At 54.8% G+C, this 20321-nt stretch carries 16 protein-coding genes; 13 read left to right on the top strand and 3 right to left on the bottom strand.

Features of this window, described 5'->3' with window-relative positions:
* Nucleotides 1-20: 20 nt before the first annotated feature.
* The 6 genes from msbA (at nucleotide 21) to ACMGG3_RS03485 (ending at nucleotide 6023) form a co-directional block, all read left to right on the top strand.
* Nucleotides 21-1769 (top strand): lipid A ABC transporter ATP-binding protein/permease MsbA, encoded by a 1749-nt coding sequence (gene msbA / locus ACMGG3_RS03460; protein ID WP_020884816.1) that lies wholly within the window; start codon nucleotides 21-23, stop codon nucleotides 1767-1769.
* Nucleotides 1766-2743, top strand: coding sequence for a tetraacyldisaccharide 4'-kinase (gene lpxK, locus ACMGG3_RS03465; protein ID WP_044857923.1), 978 nt, complete (start codon nucleotides 1766-1768; stop codon nucleotides 2741-2743). The genes msbA and lpxK overlap by 4 nt, the downstream gene beginning before the upstream one ends.
* 44 nt (nucleotides 2744-2787) lie before the next feature.
* Complete coding sequence (locus ACMGG3_RS03470; RefSeq protein ID WP_032677802.1) at nucleotides 2788-4017, top strand: winged helix-turn-helix domain-containing protein; 1230 nt, start codon at nucleotides 2788-2790, stop codon at nucleotides 4015-4017.
* 45 nt (nucleotides 4018-4062) lie between these two features.
* The gene (gene ycaR / locus ACMGG3_RS03475) at nucleotides 4063-4245 is read left to right on the top strand and encodes a protein YcaR (protein WP_006174474.1); all 183 of its coding nucleotides are present in this window, start codon (nucleotides 4063-4065) and stop codon (nucleotides 4243-4245) included.
* Entirely contained in the window at nucleotides 4242-4988 is a 747-nt protein-coding gene (gene kdsB / locus ACMGG3_RS03480) for a 3-deoxy-manno-octulosonate cytidylyltransferase (protein WP_014169394.1), read from the top strand. Before ycaR ends, kdsB begins: the two co-directional genes overlap by 4 nt.
* Nucleotides 4989-5129: 141 nt before the next feature.
* The gene (locus tag ACMGG3_RS03485; protein ID WP_014169395.1) at nucleotides 5130-6023 is read left to right on the top strand and encodes a YcbJ family phosphotransferase; all 894 of its coding nucleotides are present in this window, start codon (nucleotides 5130-5132) and stop codon (nucleotides 6021-6023) included.
* Here ACMGG3_RS03485 and elyC read toward each other — a convergent pair.
* Nucleotides 6000-6779: an envelope biogenesis factor ElyC gene (elyC, locus tag ACMGG3_RS03490; RefSeq protein WP_044857324.1), complete on the bottom strand. Its 780-nt coding sequence runs from the start codon at nucleotides 6777-6779 to the stop codon at nucleotides 6000-6002. The genes ACMGG3_RS03485 and elyC overlap by 24 nt on opposite strands.
* A 124-nt stretch (nucleotides 6780-6903) precedes the next feature.
* Here elyC and cmoM point away from each other — a divergent pair, with 124 nt between their 5' ends.
* From cmoM to ACMGG3_RS03525, 7 genes are all read left to right on the top strand, one after another.
* Nucleotides 6904-7683 (top strand): tRNA uridine 5-oxyacetic acid(34) methyltransferase CmoM, encoded by a 780-nt coding sequence (gene cmoM, locus ACMGG3_RS03495; RefSeq protein ID WP_032677804.1) that lies wholly within the window; start codon nucleotides 6904-6906, stop codon nucleotides 7681-7683.
* Nucleotides 7684-7686: 3 nt separating this feature from the next.
* Nucleotides 7687-9009, top strand: coding sequence for a chromosome partition protein MukF (gene mukF, locus ACMGG3_RS03500; RefSeq protein WP_014169399.1), 1323 nt, complete (start codon nucleotides 7687-7689; stop codon nucleotides 9007-9009).
* Nucleotides 8990-9694: a chromosome partition protein MukE gene (mukE, locus tag ACMGG3_RS03505; RefSeq protein ID WP_014169400.1), complete on the top strand. Its 705-nt coding sequence runs from the start codon at nucleotides 8990-8992 to the stop codon at nucleotides 9692-9694. Before mukF ends, mukE begins: the two co-directional genes overlap by 20 nt.
* A complete protein-coding gene (mukB, locus tag ACMGG3_RS03510) occupies nucleotides 9694-14145 on the top strand; it encodes a chromosome partition protein MukB (RefSeq protein ID WP_044857323.1) in 4452 nt (1483 codons plus the stop codon). The genes mukE and mukB overlap by 1 nt, the downstream gene beginning before the upstream one ends.
* A 177-nt stretch (nucleotides 14146-14322) precedes the next feature.
* The gene (gene ldtD / locus ACMGG3_RS03515) at nucleotides 14323-16146 is read left to right on the top strand and encodes a L,D-transpeptidase (RefSeq protein WP_014169402.1); all 1824 of its coding nucleotides are present in this window, start codon (nucleotides 14323-14325) and stop codon (nucleotides 16144-16146) included.
* Between the two features lie 176 nt (nucleotides 16147-16322).
* Complete coding sequence (locus ACMGG3_RS03520; RefSeq protein ID WP_014169403.1) at nucleotides 16323-16874, top strand: YcbK family protein; 552 nt, start codon at nucleotides 16323-16325, stop codon at nucleotides 16872-16874.
* Between the two features lie 20 nt (nucleotides 16875-16894).
* On the top strand, nucleotides 16895-17542 hold the full coding sequence (locus ACMGG3_RS03525) for an MBL fold metallo-hydrolase (RefSeq protein ID WP_020884810.1): 648 nt from the start codon (nucleotides 16895-16897) through the stop codon (nucleotides 17540-17542).
* Between the two features lie 50 nt (nucleotides 17543-17592).
* Here ACMGG3_RS03525 and aspC read toward each other — a convergent pair whose 3' ends face one another.
* Together aspC and ACMGG3_RS03535 are read right to left on the bottom strand one after the other, a co-directional pair.
* The gene (gene aspC / locus ACMGG3_RS03530) at nucleotides 17593-18783 is read right to left on the bottom strand and encodes an aspartate transaminase (RefSeq protein WP_414149583.1); all 1191 of its coding nucleotides are present in this window, start codon (nucleotides 18781-18783) and stop codon (nucleotides 17593-17595) included.
* Nucleotides 18784-18968: 185 nt separating this feature from the next.
* Nucleotides 18969-20057, bottom strand: coding sequence for a porin (locus ACMGG3_RS03535; protein ID WP_020884808.1), 1089 nt, complete (start codon nucleotides 20055-20057; stop codon nucleotides 18969-18971).
* Nucleotides 20058-20321 lie beyond the last annotated feature (264 nt).

The raw sequence follows: 20321 nt of genomic DNA on the forward strand, positions 1-20321 counted from the left end.
AACAGATGCTGGTTTTTTGAATGCATAACGACAAAGATCTCTCCACGTGGCAAACCTTCCGCCGACTCTGGCCGATGATTGCACCTTTTAAAGCAGGCTTGATCGTGGCGGGTGTAGCGTTAGTCCTCAACGCAGCCAGCGATACGTTTATGTTATCGCTTCTCAAACCGTTACTGGATGACGGTTTTGGTAAAACAGATCGCTCAGTGCTGATATGGATGCCACTGGTGGTTATTGGACTGATGATCTTACGCGGTATCACCAGCTACATTTCGAGCTACTGTATCTCCTGGGTTTCCGGGAAAGTCGTTATGACCATGCGCCGTCGGCTGTTTGGTCACATGATGGGCATGCCAGTAGCGTTCTTTGATAAGCAGTCTACCGGTACCTTGCTGTCACGTATTACCTACGACTCCGAGCAGGTAGCATCATCGTCGTCCAACGCGCTGATTACCGTGGTGCGTGAAGGTGCATCGATTATTGGTCTGTTCATCATGATGTTCTATTACAGCTGGCAGCTGTCACTGATCCTTATCGTGCTGGCACCGGTTGTCTCTATTGCTATTCGCGTCGTTTCAAAGCGTTTTCGCAACATCAGTAAGAATATGCAGAACACGATGGGCCAGGTTACGACCAGCGCTGAGCAGATGCTGAAAGGGCATAAAGAGGTGTTGATTTTCGGCGGGCAGGAAGTCGAAACCAAACGCTTTGATAAAGTCAGCAACAAAATGCGTCTGCAGGGGATGAAAATGGTTTCGGCCTCTTCAATTTCTGACCCTATCATCCAGCTGATCGCTTCTCTGGCGCTGGCCTTTGTTCTGTATGCGGCCAGCTTCCCGAGCGTGATGGAGACGCTGACGGCAGGTACCATCACCGTGGTCTTCTCATCGATGATTGCCCTGATGCGTCCGCTGAAATCACTGACGAACGTCAACGCTCAGTTCCAGCGCGGGATGGCTGCCTGCCAGACCCTGTTCAGCATTCTGGATACCGAACAGGAGAAAGATGAAGGTAAACGCGAGATTGAACGCGCCCACGGCGATGTTGAATTCCGCAATGTGACTTTCACCTATCCTGGCCGCGAAACGCCGGCTTTGCGTAATATCAACCTGTCCATTCCCGCGGGTAAAACCGTTGCGCTGGTAGGCCGCTCCGGCTCAGGTAAATCCACCATCGCCAGCCTGATCACCCGTTTCTATGATATCGACGAGGGTGAAATCCTGTTGGATGGCCATGACCTGCGGGAGTATACCCTGCAGTCGCTGCGTAACCAGGTGGCGCTGGTCTCCCAGAATGTGCATCTCTTCAACGATACTGTGGCAAATAACATTGCCTATGCGCGTACAGAAGAGTACAGCCGTGCGGAGATTGAAAAGGCCGCTCGTATGGCCTATGCGATGGACTTTATCAACAAGATGGATAACGGTCTGGATACCATTATCGGTGAGAACGGTGTACTGCTCTCCGGTGGCCAGCGCCAGCGTATCGCCATTGCTCGTGCGCTGTTGCGTGATAGCCCGATTCTGATTCTGGATGAAGCAACCTCTGCGCTGGATACGGAATCTGAACGTGCCATTCAGTCTGCGCTGGATGAGCTGCAAAAGAACCGTACGTCGCTGGTGATTGCGCACCGTCTGTCGACTATCGAGCAGGCTGACGAAATCGTTGTTGTTGAAGATGGCGTGATTGTCGAACGCGGAAGCCACTCTGATTTGCTGGCGCACCGCGGCGTTTACGCCCAACTGCATAAGATGCAATTCGGCGAATGATTGCACGCATCTGGTCCGGTGAATCACCGCTGTGGCTGCCGCTTCTGCCGCTTTCCTGGCTTTATGGCCTGGTGAGCGGCCTCATTCGTCTACTTTACCGCCTGGGGTTGAAGCGAGCATGGCGCGCGCCGGTGCCAGTTGTCGTGGTGGGTAACCTGACGGCTGGCGGCAACGGTAAAACACCGGTGGTGATCTGGCTGGTGGAGCAACTGCAAAAACGCGGTATACGCCCAGGCGTGGTATCGCGTGGGTATGGCGGAAAAGCGGCGCAGTATCCCCTGTTGCTGACGGCGGAAACTACGACCGCTGAAGCGGGTGATGAGCCAGTATTGATTTACCAGCGTACAGGCGCACCTGTTGCGGTTTCCCCGGTACGCAGTGATGCCGTTCAGGCACTTCTTGCCGAACACGCGGTAGACATTATTATTACTGACGATGGTCTGCAGCATTACGCGCTGGCGCGTGATAAAGAGATTGTGGTCATTGACGGGGTTCGCCGGTTCGGTAACGGCTGGTGGCTACCCGCCGGACCAATGCGCGAACGCGCTTCGCGTCTCAGGTCCGTTGATGCGGTGATTGTTAACGGTGGAGAGGCCAAACCGGGTGAGATCCCTATGCATCTCAGGCCGGGAATGGCGGTGAATCTGTTGACCGGAGAGCGCCGTGCTGTCTCCTTGTTACCCGCGCTGGTGGCCATGGCGGGTATCGGTCATCCTCCGCGTTTCTTCGCGACGCTGGAACAGTGTGGCGCCCGGCTTGAAAAACGCGTTCCGCTGGCCGATCATCAGGCGCTGGTACCAGATCAGGTTGCGGCCCTGACAGCTCCGGGGCAGACGCTAATCATGACTGAAAAAGATGCGGTGAAATGCCGTGCCTTTGCGAAGGATAACTGGTGGTATTTACCGGTTGACGCTGAACTCAGCGGTGAGCAACCGGAACAATTGCTCAAGGAACTGATTGCGTTAGTGCAGTAATGGCTTACGCGGTTCTGGTGGCGCTTTGACTGACAGGAAAACGCATGTCTTTACCGCAACTCTCGCTTTCAGCCGCACGTCATTTGCACCTTGCCGCACAGGGGCTACTCAAAAAGCCCCGCCGCCGCGCGCAGCCCGCCGATATTCTCTCTACCGTTCAGCGCATGTCGCTCCTTCAAATTGACACCATTAATATCGTGGCCCGTAGCCCTTACCTTGTGCTGTTTAGTCGACTGGGGAATTATCCGCCTCAGTGGCTGGATGACGCGCTCAGTAAGGGGGACTTAATGGAGTACTGGGCGCACGAGGCTTGTTTCCTGCCGCGCAGCGATTTTGCCCTAGTTCGCCATCGCATGCTGGCCCCCGAAAAGATGGGCTGGAAATACCGCCAGGAATGGATGCAGGAGCACGCGACTGAAATTGCACAGCTTATCGAGCATATTCAGCAAAACGGTCCTGTACGTTCCGCCGATTTTGAACATCCGAGAAAAGGGACCAGCGGCTGGTGGGAGTGGAAGCCGCACAAACGCCACCTTGAAGGACTGTTTACGTCCGGCAAAGTCATGGTGATTGAACGGCGTAATTTTCAGCGCGTGTATGACCTGACGCACCGCGTGATGCCACACTGGGACGATGAGCGTGACTTACTCACCCAGGAGGCAGCGGAAGCCATCATGCTGGAGAACAGCGCCCGCAGTCTGGGCATTTTCCGGCCGCAGTGGCTGGCGGATTACTATCGCCTTCGCCAGCCGGCCCTGAAACCGCTGCTGGAAATGTGGCAGCGTGAACATCGTGTTATCCCCGTCACGGTAGAAACCCTCGGGGACATGTGGCTGCATTCGGATCTCCTCCCGCTCTTACCCCAGGCTCTGGACAGTAAGCTTCAGGCAACCCACAGCGCGGTGTTATCGCCTTTCGATCCGGTCGTGTGGGACAGAAAACGGGCCGAACAGCTGTTTAATTTCAGCTATCGGCTTGAGTGTTACACCCCCGCGCCAAAGCGTCAGTACGGCTACTTTGTGTTGCCTCTGCTGCACAAAGGGCAACTGGTCGGTCGAATGGACGCCAAAATGCACCGCAAAACCGGCACGCTGGAGATTATCGCGCTCTATCTTGAAGAGGGGATCAAGACCACCGCGGCGCTGGAAAAAGGATTAACCTCCGCCATTAGCGAATTCGCACGCTGGCAGGGGGCCCACGACGTGGCGCTGGGTAGGGTGCCTGACGGGTTGTTTAGCACCTGTCGACGTGGCTGGGAAACAGACACTCCCTGAAAAAGGAATGTGTTAAGCTTTAGCGATTACCCATACGGAGGAACTATGGATCACCGTTTACTTGAAATTATTGCCTGCCCGGTGTGCAACGGCAAACTTTACTACAGCCAGGACAAACAAGAGCTGATTTGCAAGCTGGACAGTCTGGCATTCCCGCTGCGCGACGGTATTCCGGTATTGCTGGAAAACGAAGCCCGCTCCCTGGTGGCAGAAGAGAGCAAACCATGAGTTTTGTTGTCATTATTCCTGCGCGTTATGCATCAACCCGTCTGCCGGGTAAACCGCTGGTGGATATCAACGGCAAACCGATGATTGTGCATGTCCTTGAACGTGCGCGTGAGTCCGGTGCTGAGCGCGTTATCGTGGCAACCGATCATCCGGACGTTGCCCGTGCGGTTGAGGCGGCTGGCGGAGAAGTGTGCATGACCCGCGCCGATCACCAGTCTGGCACAGAGCGGCTGGCAGAAGTGGTTGAGAAATGCGGTTTCAGTGATGATACGGTCATCGTTAACGTGCAGGGCGACGAGCCGATGATCCCGGCGGTCATTATTCGCCAGGTGGCGGAAAACCTGGCGCAGCGCCAGGTCGGTATGGCTACGCTCGCGGTACCTGTGCTCCACGCTGAAGAGGCGTTTAATCCGAACGCGGTGAAAGTGGTGATGGATGCCGAGGGCTATGCGCTCTACTTCTCTCGCGCCACTATTCCCTGGGATCGTGATCGTTTTGCGGTTTCAAAAGAGACCATTGGTGATTCATTCCTGCGTCATCTGGGGATCTACGGCTACCGCGCTGGCTTTATTCGTCGTTATGTCACCTGGGCACCCAGCCCGCTGGAGCATATCGAAATGCTGGAGCAGCTCCGCGTGCTCTGGTACGGGGAAAAAATCCACGTTGCCGTTGCGCAGGAAGTGCCAGGTACGGGTGTTGACACCCCGGAAGATCTTGAGCGCGTCCGTGCCGAATTGCGTTAATAGCGCCCGCATCCCTCCTTACGGGGGGATGTTCTCTCCCGGTTATTTTCCCTTTCTTTTCCATAATTGATCTCTGTCGGGTGACATCTTCTGTCCGCGCGCTCATTATAAAAGCAGTAGTCTTAATGGGGGTAATCTCATATGGAACAGCTGCGTGCTGAACTGAGCCATCTGCTGGGTGAGAAGTTAAGCAGGGTTGAGTGTGTGAACGAAAAAGCAGATACCGCACTCTGGTCGTTATATGACAGCCAGGGAAACCCAATGCCGCTGATGGCCCGAAGTTTTACCTCGCCGGGCGTTGCCAGGCAGCTGGCCTGGAAAATGTCGATGCTTGCGCGACAAGGGACCGTCCGCATGCCGACGGTGTATGGCGTGATGACGCATGAAGAACACCCCGGCCCCGATGTCCTGCTGATTGAGCGGTTACGTGGCGTGCCTGTGGAAGCGCCTGCTCGTTCACCGGAACGCTGGGAACAGCTGAAAGATCAGATTGTCGAGGCGCTGCTGGGCTGGCACAGACAAGACAGCGGTGGGCTCGTCGGGCCGGTAGACAGCACCCAGGAAAACCTGTGGCCACTGTGGTACCGCCAGCGGGTCGAAGTGTTGTGGGGCACCCTTAATCAGTTTAATAACACCGGTTTGACCATGCAGGACAAACGTATTTTGTTCCGCACCCGGGAGTGTTTGCCCGCGCTGTTTGACGGCTTTAACGACAACTGCGTGCTGGTTCACGGCAATTTTACCCTGCGCAGCATGCTGAAAGACCCTCGTAGCGACCAGCTCCTGGCAATGGTAGGGCCGGGGATCATGCTCTGGGCACCGCGCGAGTACGAGTTGTTCAGGCTCAGCGACAGCGGGGCCGCAGAGGGGTTACTCTGGCATTATCTCCAGCGCGCGCCGGTTGCAGAAGCGTTTCTCTGGCGCCGCTGGCTCTATCTGCTCTGGGATGAAGTGGCGCAACTGGTCAATACTGGCCGTTTTAATCGCGCCAACTTCGATCTCGCCACGAAATCACTCCTGCCCTGGCTCGCCTGACGCGCCTTTTAGCCATTGCCAGAGGCTTCCAAGCGTTTCGTAACCGACACGATCGCTGTGCATCAGCCACACCGGGGACGGGATCGCCCGTTCCCACGGGTTAAGCGGCGCGTCGATGGCCATCTGGTTAGCCGGCGCGGGGAGGGGATGCAGGCCAACTCTTTCGAAGAAAATCATCGCCCGCGGCAGGTGCGAGGCGGACGTAACCAGCAGGAACGGGGCATCGCCAATCGCCTGCTTCACGGCAGCAGCTTCTTCTTCGGTGTCTTTTGGGCTGTCCAGCGTGATGATAGCGGAACGCGGTACACCCAGCGATTCAGCCACTCTGGCTCCGGCTTCGGCCGTGCTGACCGGGTTTGTTTTTGCCGCCGCACCGGTAAAGATCATTTTCGATCCCGGATTCGCCAGCCACAGGCGAATACCTTCGTTCAGTCGAGGCAGGCTGTTGTTAATCAGATTTGAACTGGGCGCCCAGTTCGGATCCCAGGTGTAACCCCCACCCAGCACCACGATATACTTCACCTCCTGATGACCCTGCCATGTCGGGTACCTGTTTTCGACAGGGCGTAACAGGCTATCCGCGACCGGCTGAAGACTCAGCAGCAGCAGGACCAGCCAGCCGACGGTAATAAGCGTTTTGCCACTTTTCTGAAAGCGACTAAACCACACCAGCGCCAGCCCCAGCGCAATGATGATAAGCAGCAATGGAAGGGGAAGCATCATCCCCCCAATGTATTTCTTCAGGGTAAAAAGCATCCTTTTTGGTTCCTTTTTTAACCATATAGCAGGTGATTACTCGTGATATTACACCAGAGAGGTTCATTCTCCGCGCGGGTGTGACAAAATAGCGGTTTTGCAGTTAGCGAGTGGAACTCTCCCAATGCGGGATCGCAATTTTGATGACATCGCGGAAAAGTTTTCGCGCAACATTTATGGCACCACGAAAGGGCAGTTGCGTCAGACGATCCTCTGGCAGGATCTGGACAACATCCTGGCCTCGTTTGAGGGGCAAACGTTGCGCGTGCTGGACGCTGGCGGCGGTGAAGGGCAGACGGCTATCAAAATGGCCCAGCGCGGTCATCACGTAACGCTTTGCGATCTTTCTGCTGAAATGATCGCGCGTGCGACGCGTGCCGCAGAAGAGAAAGGTGTGAGCGACAACATGCATTTTATACAATGCGCCGCTCAGGACATCGCACAGCATTTGGAAACCCAGGTTGATCTGATATTGTTTCATGCAGTGCTGGAGTGGGTTGCCGATCCGCAAAGCGTGTTACGCACCCTGTGGTCGATGTTGCGCCCGGGCGGTACGCTGTCACTGATGTTCTACAATGCTAACGGCTTCCTGATGCACAACATGGTTGCGGGTAACTTCGACTATGTTCAGGTCGGGATGCCAAAAAAGAAAAAACGCACGCTTTCCCCTGATTATCCGCGCGATCCGCAGCAGGTGTATGGCTGGCTGGAAGAGATTGGCTGGCAGATAACCGGGAAAACGGGCGTCAGGGTGTTTCATGATTATCTGCGTGAAAAACACAAACAGCGTGACTGTTTTGACACCTTAACAGAATTAGAAACGCGGTATTGCCGTCAGGAACCTTTTGTCAGTCTTGGCCGCTATATTCACGTCACCGCGCACAAGCCGCAGATGCAAGGATAACCTATGAGTGAATTTTCCCAGACAGTCCCCGAACTGGTTGCCTGGGCCAGGAAAAACGATTTCTCCATCTCGCTGCCGGTAGACAGACTCTCTTTCCTGCTGGCGGTTGCCACGCTGAACGGCGAACGGCTGGATGGCGAAATGAGCGAGGGTGAACTGGTGGATGCGTTCCGCCATGTCAGTGATGCGTTTGAGCAAACCAGCGAAACCATTAGCGTGCGTGCCAACAACGCAATCAACGATATGGTGCGTCAACGTCTGCTGAACCGCTTTACCAGCGAGCAGGCGGAAGGAAACGCCATCTATCGTCTGACGCCACTGGGTATCGGCATCACCGATTACTACATCCGCCAGCGTGAATTTTCCACGCTGCGTCTTTCCATGCAGCTCTCGATCGTGGCGGGTGAACTTAAGCGCGCCGCCGATGCAGCGGATGAAAACGGTGACGAATTCCACTGGCACCGTAACGTCTATGCGCCGCTGAAATATTCGGTGGCAGAGATTTTCGACAGCATCGATCTGACCCAGCGTCTGATGGATGAACAGCAGCAACAGGTAAAAGACGATATCGCGCAGTTGCTGAATAAAGACTGGCGTGCGGCCATCTCCAGCTGTGAAATGTTGCTGTCGGAAACCTCGGGTACGCTGCGTGAACTGCAGGATACGCTGGAAGCGGCAGGGGATAAGCTTCAGGCAAACCTCCTGCGCATCCAGGATGCGACCATGGCCCATGACGATCTGCATTTTATTGACCGTCTGGTGTTCGATCTGCAGAGCAAACTCGATCGTATTATCAGCTGGGGTCAGCAGTCGATTGACCTGTGGATCGGTTATGACCGTCACGTGCATAAATTTATCCGTACCGCGATCGATATGGATAAAAACCGCGTCTTTGCTCAGCGTCTGCGCCAGTCGGTACAGACCTATTTCGATGCGCCATGGGCGCTGACTTACGCCAGTGCCGATCGTCTGCTGGATATGCGCGACGAAGAGATGGCTCTGCGCGATGAAGAAGTGACCGGTGAACTGCCACCGGATCTGGAATATGAAGAGTTCAACGAAATTCGTGAGCAACTTGCGGCGATGATCGAAGAACAGCTCGCTGTCTACAAAACCAGACAAGTGCCGCTGGATCTTGGGCTCGTGGTGCGCGACTATCTGGCGCAATATCCTCGTGCGCGCCACTTCGACATCGCCCGCATCGTGGTAGACCAGGCCGTGCGTCTGGGCGTCGCGCAAGCAGATTTCACCGGGCTGCCGCCGAAGTGGCAGCCGATTAACGATTACGGAGCCAAGGTACAGGCGCATGTCATTGACAAATATTGAACAAGTGATGCCAGTTAAGCTGGCACAGGCGCTGGCGAATCCGTTGTTTCCGGCGCTGGACAGCCAACTGCGTGCCGGTCGTCACATTGGCTTAGACGAGCTGGACAATCACGCCTTTTTGATGGACTTCCAGGAGTACCTGGAAGAGTTTTACGCCCGCTATAACGTGGAGCTTATCCGCGCACCGGAAGGGTTTTTCTACCTGCGTCCACGTTCCACAACCCTGATTCCGCGTTCCGTGCTCTCTGAGCTGGATATGATGGTCGGCAAAATTCTTTGCTACCTCTATCTCAGCCCGGAGCGTCTGGCAAATGAAGGTATCTTCACCCAGCAGGAGCTTTACGACGAGCTGCTGGCGCTGGCGGATGAGAGCAAGCTGCTCAAGCTGGTGAACAACCGCTCCACGGGCTCGGATCTTGACCGCCAGAAATTGCAGGAAAAAGTTCGCTCTTCCCTTAACCGTCTGCGTCGTCTGGGCATGGTCTGGTTTATGGGCCATGACAGCAGCAAATTCCGCATCACGGAATCTGTCTTCCGCTTCGGCGCCGATGTGCGTGCGGGCGACGATGCGCGTGAAGCGCAGCTTCGCATGATCCGCGACGGTGAAGCGATGCCGGTGGAAAACCATTTGCAGCTCGATGATGAGCATGAAGAGAATCTGCCGGATAGCGGGGAGGAAGAGTAATGATTGAACGCGGTAAATTTCGCTCACTAACGCTGATTAACTGGAACGGCTTCTTTGCCCGGACGTTCGATCTGGATGAGCTGGTTACGACGCTCTCCGGTGGTAATGGTGCGGGTAAATCCACCACCATGGCGGCGTTTGTTACGGCACTGATCCCCGATCTGACGCTGCTCCATTTCCGTAACACCACCGAAGCGGGGGCGACCAGCGGCTCTCGCGATAAAGGCCTGCACGGCAAACTCAAAGCAGGCGTCTGTTATTCGGTACTGGACGTCATTAACTCCCGACATCAGCGTGTGGTGGTGGGGGTACGTCTGCAGCAGGTCGCAGGCCGTGACCGTAAAGTGGACATTAAACCGTTTGCCATCCAGGGTCTGCCAACCTCCATGCAGCCCACAGCGCTGCTGACGGAAACCCTGAATGAGCGCCAGGCGCGCGTGCTGACGCTGCAGGAGCTGAAAGATAAGCTCGAAACCATCGAAGGCGTGCAGTTCAAGCAGTTCAACTCCATTACGGATTACCACTCCCTGATGTTCGATCTGGGCGTTGTGGCGCGTCGTCTGCGCAGCGCGTCTGATCGTAGCAAATACTACCGTTTGATCGAAGCATCGCTGTACGGTGGTATCTCCAGCGCCATTACCCGCTCCCTGCGCGACTACCTGTTACCGGAAAACAGCGGCGTGCGTAAGGCCTTCCAGGATATGGAAGCTGCGCTGCGTGAAAACCGCATGACGCTCGAAGCCATTCGCGTGACGCAGTCTGACCGTGACCTGTTTAAGCACCTGATTAGCGAGGCCACCAACTACGTGGCGGCGGACTATATGCGTCACGCCAATGAACGTCGTGTCCATCTCGATCAGGCGTTAGAGTACCGCCGCGAGCTGTTTACCTCCCGTAAACAGCTGGTGGCTGAGCAGTATAAGCACGTCGAAATGGCGCGTGAACTGGGCGAGCACAACGGTGCCGAAGGCGATCTGGAAGCCGATTACCAGGCTGCCAGCGATCACCTGAACCTGGTGCAGACCGCCCTGCGTCAGCAGGAGAAGATCGAGCGCTATGAAGCGGATCTCGATGAGCTGCAAATTCGTCTCGAAGAGCAAAATGAAGTGGTGGCGGAAGCTGCCGACATGCAGGAAGAGAACGAAGCACGTGCCGAGGCCGCCGAGCTGGAAGTGGATGAGCTGAAAAATCAGCTGGCCGATTACCAGCAGGCGCTGGACGTGCAGCAGACGCGTGCAATTCAGTATACCCAGGCACTTCAGGCGTTACAGCGTGCAAAAGAGCTGTGTCATCTGCCTGACCTCACCCCGGAAAGCGCTGACCAGTGGCTGGATACCTTCCAGGCCAAAGAGCAGGAAGCGACCGAGAAACTGCTCTCGCTTGAACAGAAGATGAGCGTCGCGCAAACGGCGCACAGTCAGTTTGAGCAAGCGTACCAGCTGGTTGTGGCAATTAACGGCCCGCTTGCGCGTAACGAAGCGTGGGAAGTTGCCCGTGAACTGCTGCGCGACGGTGTGAACCAGCGCCATCTGGCCGAGCAGGTTCAGCCGCTGCGTATGCGCCTGAACGAACTGGAACAGCGTCTTCGCGAACAGCAGGAAGCCGAGCGTATGCTGGCGGAGTTCTGTAAGCGCCAGGGCAAAAATTACGATTTCGACGATCTTGAAGCTCTGCATCAGGAGCTCGAAGCGCGTATTGCTGCGCTTTCCGATTCCGTATCCAACGCCAGTGAACAGCGCATGACGCTGCGCCAGGAGATGGAGCAGCTGCAGTCCCGTTCTAAGGTGCTGCTGCAGCGTGCACCAGTCTGGCTGGCTGCCCAAAGCAGCCTGAATCAGCTCAGTGAACAGTGCGGCGAACAGTTTGAGTCCAGCCAGGACGTGACCGAATATCTGCAACAGCTGCTGGAACGCGAGCGCGAGGCGATTGTTGAGCGCGATGAAGTCGGCGCCCGTAAACGTGAGATCGATGAAGAGATTGAGCGTTTAAGCCAGCCTGGTGGTTCGGAAGACTCACGTCTGAACGCCCTGGCTGAACGTTTTGGCGGCGTGCTGTTGTCCGAAATCTATGACGATGTCGGTCTGGACGATGCGCCGTACTTCTCAGCCCTGTATGGCCCATCACGTAATGCGATTGTGGTCCCGGATCTGTCGCTGATTGCTGACCAGCTGGCAGGGCTGGAAGATTGCCCGGAAGACCTCTATTTAATCGAAGGGGACCCGCAGTCGTTCGATGACAGCGTATTCAGCGTCGATGAGCTGGAAAAAGCGGTTGTCGTCAAAATCGCCGATCGTCAGTGGCGTTATTCTCGCTTCCCTGAGCTTCCGCTGTTTGGTCGCGCAGCGCGTGAAAACCGGATTGAAAGTCTGCACGCCGAGCGTGAGAAGCTGTCTGAACGTTTTGCGACCCTGTCGTTTGACGTGCAGAAAACCCAGCGTCTTCATCAGGCGTTCAGCCGCTTTATCGGCAGCCATCTGGGCGTGGCGTTTGAAGCTGACCCGGAAGCCGAAATTCGCAAGCTCAACACCCGTCGCGGCGAGCTTGAGCGTGCGATCTCAAACCATGAAAATGACAACCAGCAAAGCCGCGTTCAGTTCGAACAGGCGAAAGAGGGCGTTGCGGCCCTTAACCGCATCTTGCCTCGCCTGAATCTGCTGGCAGATGACACGCTGGCTGACCGCGTGGATGAGATTCAGGAACGTCTGGATGAAGCTCAGGAAGCGGCACGTTTTGTTCAGCAGTACGGTAATCAGCTGGCGAAGCTCGAACCAATGGTCTCCGTGTTGCAGAGCGATCCGGAGCAGTTCGAGCAGTTAAAAGAAGATTATGCCTGGTCGCAGCAGGTGCAGCGCGAAGCGCGCCAGCAGGCGTTTGCCCTGACGGAAGTGGTGCAGCGCCGGGCCCACTTCGGCTACTCCGATTCCGCGGAGATGCTGAGCGGTAACAGCGATCTCAATGAGAAGCTGCGTCAGCGCCTTGAACAGGCTGAAGCGGAACGTACTCGCGCCCGTGACGCGATGCGTAGCCACTCGGCACAGCTGAACCAGTACAATCAGGTCCTGGCCTCGCTGAAAAGCTCCTTCGACACCAAGAAAGAGCTGTTAAACGATCTTCAGAAAGAGTTACAGGACATTGGCGTCCGTGCTGACAGCGGAGCAGAAGAGCGGGCGCGTATCCGTCGTGATGAACTGCATGCGCAGCTCAGTAATAACCGCGCACGTCGTAATCAGCTGGAAAAAGCGCTGACCTTCTGTGAAGCGGAAATGGATAACCTGACTCGTCGCCTGCGCAAGCTGGAGCGTGATTATCACGAAATGCGTGAGCAGGTCGTGACCGCGAAGGCGGGCTGGTGCGCCGTCATGCGGATGGTGAAAGACAATAACGTTGAACGCCGTCTGCATCGTCGCGAGCTGGCCTATCTCTCTGCGGATGAACTGCGCTCTATGTCGGATAAGGCGCTGGGTGCCTTGCGTCTGGCAGTGGCGGATAACGAACACCTGCGCGATGTGCTGCGTATGTCCGAAGATCCGAAACGCCCTGAGCGTAAGATCCAGTTCTTCGTAGCCGTTTATCAGCACCTGCGTGAGCGTATTCGTCAGGACATCATTCGTACCGACGATCCGGTCGAAGCCATTGAGCAGATGGAAATCGAACTGGGCCGCCTGACGGAAGAGTTGACCTCCCGCGAGCAGAAGCTGGCTATCAGTTCCCGCAGCGTGGCGAATATCATCCGTAAAACCATCCAGCGCGAGCAGAACCGAATTCGCCAGCTGAACCAGGGCTTGCAGAGCGTATCGTTTGGTCAGGTAAACAGCGTGCGTCTGAACGTGAACGTGCGTGAAGCGCACTCGACGCTGCTGGAAGTGTTGTCTGAACAGCACGAACAGCATCAGGATCTGTTCAACAGCAACCGTCTGACCTTCTCCGAAGCGCTGGCGAAACTGTATCAACGCCTTAATCCGCAGATTGACATGGGGCAACGCACGCCGCAAACCATTGGTGAAGAGCTTCTGGATTACCGTAACTACCTGGAAATGGAAGTGGAGGTTAACCGTGGTTCAGACGGCTGGCTCCGTGCGGAGTCCGGTGCACTCTCTACCGGTGAAGCTATCGGTACCGGGATGTCGATTCTGGTGATGGTGGTCCAGAGCTGGGAAGATGAAGCACGTCGTCTGCGCGGCAAAGATATCTCCCCATGTCGACTGCTGTTCCTGGATGAAGCGGCGCGTCTTGACGCCCGCTCAATTGCCACGCTGTTTGAACTCTGTGAGCGTCTTGATATGCAGCTCATTATCGCTGCGCCGGAGAACATCAGTCCTGAGAAAGGCACCACGTATAAACTGGTGCGTAAGGTATTCCAGAATACCGAACACGTTCACGTGGTCGGGTTACGCGGTTTTGCCCCACAGCCGCCAGAATCCTTACCGGAAACAACGGCAGACGCGTCCTGAGGCGTTTTCTAACCGTGAGCGGCGCACCAGCGCCGCTTTTTTTTTCGCTTAACTTGTGTTTAAGGCTGCGTTATCTTTAAACTTCTTTACATAAGGTAAGGCAACAGGTTTGCCGTCACCCTATAATAAAAGAAAGCCCCAACGTGATGGGCATGTCGTGAAAACAGGGGGCAAGGGATGTTGCTAAAGAAAAAATGTGGTCGTCAGCTGTCTGCGCTAAGTTTATGCCTGGCAGTGACGTTTGCTCCACTGTTAACCGCTCAGGCCGACGAGCCTGAAATTGTGCCGACTGACAGCACAGCAACGACTGGCACACAGCCAACGTCGCTGTCTCAACCGCTGGAGCAGTCTCCTGCGACGGCCATCATGGCCGGTATTAAACCGTTGCCAGAAGGCATCGACGCGGAATCGCTTCGCCAGCAGCTGCTGTCTGGGCTGCCAGCAGGCTACACGCCTGTCTATACCAGTCAGCTCACGCTGCTCTATGCGGCGCGTGACATGAAACCCATGTGGGAAAACCGTGATGCGGTGCGCGCCTTCCAGCAACAGCTGGCAGAAGTCGCCATTGCAGGGTTCCAGCCGCAGTTCACAAAATGGGTTGAGCTCTTAACCGATCCTGCTGTCACCGGGCAGGCGCGGGACGTGGTGCTTTCCGATGCCATGATGGGGTATCTCCAGTTTGTGGCCGGTATTCCGGTCAATGGTAACCGTTGGTTGTACAGCGATAAGCCTTACAAGCTGGCGACTCCGGCACTGTCGGTAATTAACCAGTGGCAACTGGCGCTGGATAGTGGCGATCTGCCGCGCTTTATTGCGAGCCTCGCGCCGGCACATCCGCAATACGCGACCATGCATCAGTCGCTTCTGGAACTGGTCGGGGATTCACGTCCATGGCCGCAGATGCGTGGTACCGCGACGCTGCGTCCTGGACAGTGGAGCAGCGATGTGCCTGCCCTGCGTGAGATCCTCAAACGCTCCGGTATTCTGGATAGCGGGCCTAAAATTGCCCTGCCGGGTGACGATGCGCAAAGCGTCGTTGTCAGCCCGTCAGCCCCGGTGAAAGAGAAAAAAGCCGCCGTTCTGAGTGATAAGCCCGCGGCCTACGATCGGGAGCTGGTTGCAGCGGTTAAGCAGTTTCAGGCTGCTCAGGGGCTGGGTGCTGATGGCGTGATTGGCCAGTCAACGCGCGACTGGCTGAACGTCTCACCTGCGCAGCGGGCAGGGGTGCTGGCGCTCAATATCCAGCGTTTACGCTTGCTGCCAGGGACCCTCTCTACCGGCATCATGGTGAATATTCCGGCGTATTCGCTGGTCTATTACCAGAACGGCAGTGAAGTGCTGGCGTCACGCGTGATTGTGGGACGTCCCGATCGCAAAACGCCGATGATGAGCAGTGCGCTGAACAACGTGGTGGTTAACCCGCCGTGGAACGTACCGCCGACGCTGGCGCGTAAAGACATTCTGCCCAAGGTCTGGAACGATCCGGGTTACCTGGAACGCCATGGCTATACGGTGATGCGCGGCTGGAACAGCAAAGAGGCGATAGACCCCTATATGGTCGACTGGTCAACCATTACCGCGTCTAATCTGCCATTCCGGTTCCAGCAGGCACCCGGTGCGCATAACTCGCTCGGACGCTACAAGTTCAATATGCCGAGTTCAGATGCTATCTATCTGCACGATACGCCGAACCACAATCTGTTCCAGAAAGACACCCGCGCGCTGAGTTCAGGCTGTGTGCGTGTCAATAAAGCCTCGGAGCTGGCTAATATGCTGTTGCAGGATGCAGGCTGGAACGATACGCGCATCTCTGACGCCCTGAAGCAGGGGGATACGCGTTACGTTAATATTCGCCATAATATTCCGGTCAATCTTTATTATCTGACGGCGTTTGTGGGTGAGGACGGGCGGACGCAGTATCGTACAGATATTTACAATTATGATCTCACGGCGCGATCCGGCGCACAAATTTTGCCAAAAGCTGAACAATTAATCAGGTAAATGAAGCAGTTCGGGAAAATAGGTTGTCGTAAGTAATGGTGAATACGGGGCTATATGGCTGGAGGCCGCGTATTTACTGGGGTTGGGTGCCTTGACGTAGTCGGCTTTGCCAGTTAAGGTGCCCTTCGTGCGCTAAGCATATTTACGATAAACATTGACCTGTAGACCTGATTATCATGGACAAATTTGACGCTAATCGCCGCAAACTGCTGGCGTTAGGTGGTGTTGCGCTCGGCGCAGCGGCCATCTTGCCGACGCCAGCATTTGCCACCCTCTCGACACCTCGTCCGCGAGTTTTAACGCTCAACAATCTCCACACCGGTGAGTCGTTAAAAGCGGAGTTCTTCGATGGCAGAGGCTATATTCAGGATGAATTAGCAAGACTTAACCATTTTTTCCGTGATTTCCGCGCGAATAAAATAAAAGCCATCGACCCAGGACTGTTTGATCAGTTATTCCGCCTTCAGGGCCTGCTGGGTACCAGCAAGCCAGTGCAGCTTATTTCTGGTTATCGCTCTGTTGATACCAATAATGAACTGCGCGCCCACAGCCGTGGGGTAGCGAAAAAAAGCTATCACACGAAGGGACAGGCAATGGATTTCCATATTGAAGGCGTTTCGTTAGCCAATATTCGCAAAGCTGCGTTATCTATGCGCGCAGGTGGTGTAGGATATTACCCAAGTAGCAACTTTGTGCATATTGATACCGGTCCGGTCCGGCACTGGTAATAACGAAACACAGGAGCAGTATGAACTATCGTATTATTCCGGTTACTGCATTCTCCCAGAATTGTTCATTAATCTGGTGTGAGCAAACCAAACTGGCCGCGCTTGTCGATCCCGGCGGTGACGCTGAGAAAATCAAGCAGGAAGTCGCTGATAGCGGTGTCACGCTGATGCAGATTTTACTGACGCATGGTCATCTTGATCATGTTGGTGCGGCGGCGGAGCTGGCACAGCACTTCGGTGTGCCTGTGATCGGTCCGGAAAAAGAAGATGAGTTCTGGCTGCAGGGTTTACCAGCCCAGAGCCGCATGTTTGGCCTTGATGAGTGTCTGCCCCTGACGCCCGATCGCTGGCTAAATGAAGGAGAGCGCGTTAACGTAGGGAATGTGACTTTACAGGTGTTGCATTGTCCTGGGCATACGCCAGGCCATATTGTCTTCTTTGATGACCAGTCCCGTCTGCTGATTTCCGGCGATGTGATTTTCAAAGGTGGCGTAGGACGCAGCGATTTTCCACGTGGCGACCACGGACAGCTGATTCAGTCGATTAAACAGAAGTTGTTGCCGCTGGGCGATGATGTGACGTTTATCCCTGGACACGGTCCGATGTCGACGCTGGGTTATGAACGACTCCATAACCCGTTCCTTCAGGACGAAATGCCTGTCTGGTAACCAGAATAAAAAAAAGCCTGCATTACGCAGGCTTTTTTTATGGGTGCAATTTACAGCACGGCGACGATGGCTTCGCACAGCGGCGCCATATTGTCTGGGGTCATGCCTGCAACGTTGACGCGGCCAGACGCCACGGCGTAGACGCCAAACTCTTCACGCAGACGCAGAACCTGTTCTTTGGTCAGGCCGCTGAAAGAGAACATACCGTTCTGCTTAATAATAAAGCTGAAGTCACGGTCAGCGCCTTTCTCCGCAAGGGTGTTCACAAACAGCAGACGCATGCGCTGAATACGCTGACGCATATCGTTCAGCTCTTGTTCCCAGATAGCACGCAGTGCATCGTTGCTCAGGATAGTCGCAACGACAGAGGCACCGTGTGCAGGCGGGTTAGAGTAGTTAGCGCGGATCACGGATTTCATCTGGCTGAATGCACGATCAACGGTTTCAGTGTTCGCCGCAACCAGCGTACAGGCACCGACACGCTCATTGTACAGACCGAAGTTCTTGGAGTAAGAGCTTGCCACGATCAGTTCCTGATGCACGGTAGCAAAAGCGCGCAGGCCTTCCGCGTCTTCTTCCAGACCACGGGCGAAGCCCTGGTATGCAAAGTCAAACAGCGGCAGCCAGCCTTTTTCTACGGAGAGCTTCGCCAGCTGTTCCCACTGTTCCAGCGTTGGATCAATACCGGTTGGGTTGTGGCAGCAGCCGTGGAACAGCACCACATCACCCGCCTGAGCCTCGTTCAGGCTGGCCAGCAGACCGTCGAAGTCCAGAGAGTGGTTAGCCGCGTCGTAGTAAGCATATTCGCGGACTTCCAGGCCTGCAGAGTTGAATACGCTCTTGTGGTTTGGCCAGCTTGGGTTGCTCACCCAGACACGCTTAACAGAGGTGTTTTTCGCAAGGAAATCCGCCGCGACGCGCAGCGCGCCGGTACCGCCAGGAGTCTGTGCTGTACGCGCACGCTTGTCGCTCACAATTGCACTGCCTTTGCCGAACAGCAGTTCCTGAGTGCAACGACCAAATTCAGGGATACCATCAATACCGAGGTAATTTTTGGTGGTTTCATTTTCCAGCAGATACTGCTCAGCTTTTTTAACGCTGGTCAGCACCGGGGTTTTGCCGGTTTCATCTTTATATACACCAATACCCAGGTTGATTTTACCAGGGCGGTCGTCGGCACGAAACAGATCGGCCAGGCCCAGAATAGGGTCGGCAGGAGCGGCGGTAATGTTCTCAAACATGACGAAGTTCCATTGTGATTACAGAAGTGAAATCCGCTATCAGGTTAACGGTAGATTTACAAAATGCCAACCGTTTGCGACAAAAAGCGTGCGGCTTTTCAAAAGTCGCCATTTTTTGCTATCAGACATAAAAAAAACAGGGCCGAAGCCCTGTTCATTAAGCATATAACAACGTGGTGTACTGATTAGAACTGGTAGGTCACAGCCATTGCAACCTGGTCGTCTTTACCGTTCACGATACCCACGCTACGAGAGTAGTCGGTGTCGTCGATCAGGTTCAGCTGGTAATCAACATAGATGTTGAAGTTTTTGTTGAAGTAGTAAGTTGCACCCAGTTCAACGAATTTCTGCAGGTCAGCATCGCCGCCAGCGAAGGTGCCACGTTGTGCAAGGTTTTTACCTTTAGACTGCACGTAGGACACGGATGGGCGCAGACCGAAGTCGAACTGGTACTGAGCGATAACTTCGAAGTTCTGCGTTTTGTTTGCGAAAGAACCGTCGTCTTCACGGGTCATGTTACGCGTTTCAGCATAGGTGGTTGCCAGGTAGATGTTGTTCGCATCGTATTTAGCACCAACAGCCCATGCTTCCGCTTTCTCGCCTTTGCCGTCTGCGGATTGCCCGTCAGTACGGTCAGAGTTGCTGTATGCGCCGATCAGGCCGAAACCTTCACCGAACTCATAACCTACAGAGGTACCGAAACCGTCACCGTTAGCGGTTCTCACGTCAGTACGCTCGTTTTTGCCCTGATACTGCAGGCCCAGGCTCAGACCGTCAACCAGACCGAAGAAGTCAGAGTTGCGGTAAGTCAGGAGACCAGAGTTACGGCCAGTCATGAAGTTGTCAGAGTAGTTTGCCCAGGTCATACCTGAGAAAGATGGCGCCATATCGGTGTAAGATTCTACGTCGTATACGATACCGTAGTTACGGCCGTAGTCGATGGAACCTGCATCACCCGCTTTCAGACCTGCGAACGCCAGACGGGTACGCTGAGTCTGGTTGCTTTCTGCCTGGCTTGCCAGAGCACGGTATTCCCACTGACCGAAACCAGTCAGTTGGTCGTTAATTTGAGTCTCGCCTTTGAAACCGATCTGAGCATAGGTAGCGTCGTTGCTGTCAGTGTTGTCACCAGAGGTAACGAAGTCGTGCTCACCAACCACTTTCCCGTACAGATCCAGTTTGTTGCCGCTTTTGTTATAGATTTCTGCAGCGTTAGCTGCACCGGCTACCAGCAGGGCAGGGATTACCACTGCCAGAATATTGCGCTTCATCATTATTTATTACCCTCATTGGTTTTTTTATGACACTCGCCACTGCCGTCAATAAATTCTGTCAATAAATATTTCCGGAACTATTGATGAGAGTTAGGTGTCTTTATGTATCTGACAGGCATCTTTCCATTCATAGAACCGTTTCGCTAGCCTGAAAGTGCTACAATTCTCAAGATTAAGTTACAAAAAGAAATCATGTGTAACTAAATGTGTATTTTTCGGAACTTTGTGAACCACCTCAAATTTCAGCGTCCACTGGCGAATTAA

The organism is Enterobacter sp. BNK-18 (genome assembly GCF_047456135.1).
Lineage (GTDB): Bacteria > Pseudomonadota > Gammaproteobacteria > Enterobacterales > Enterobacteriaceae > Enterobacter > Enterobacter ludwigii.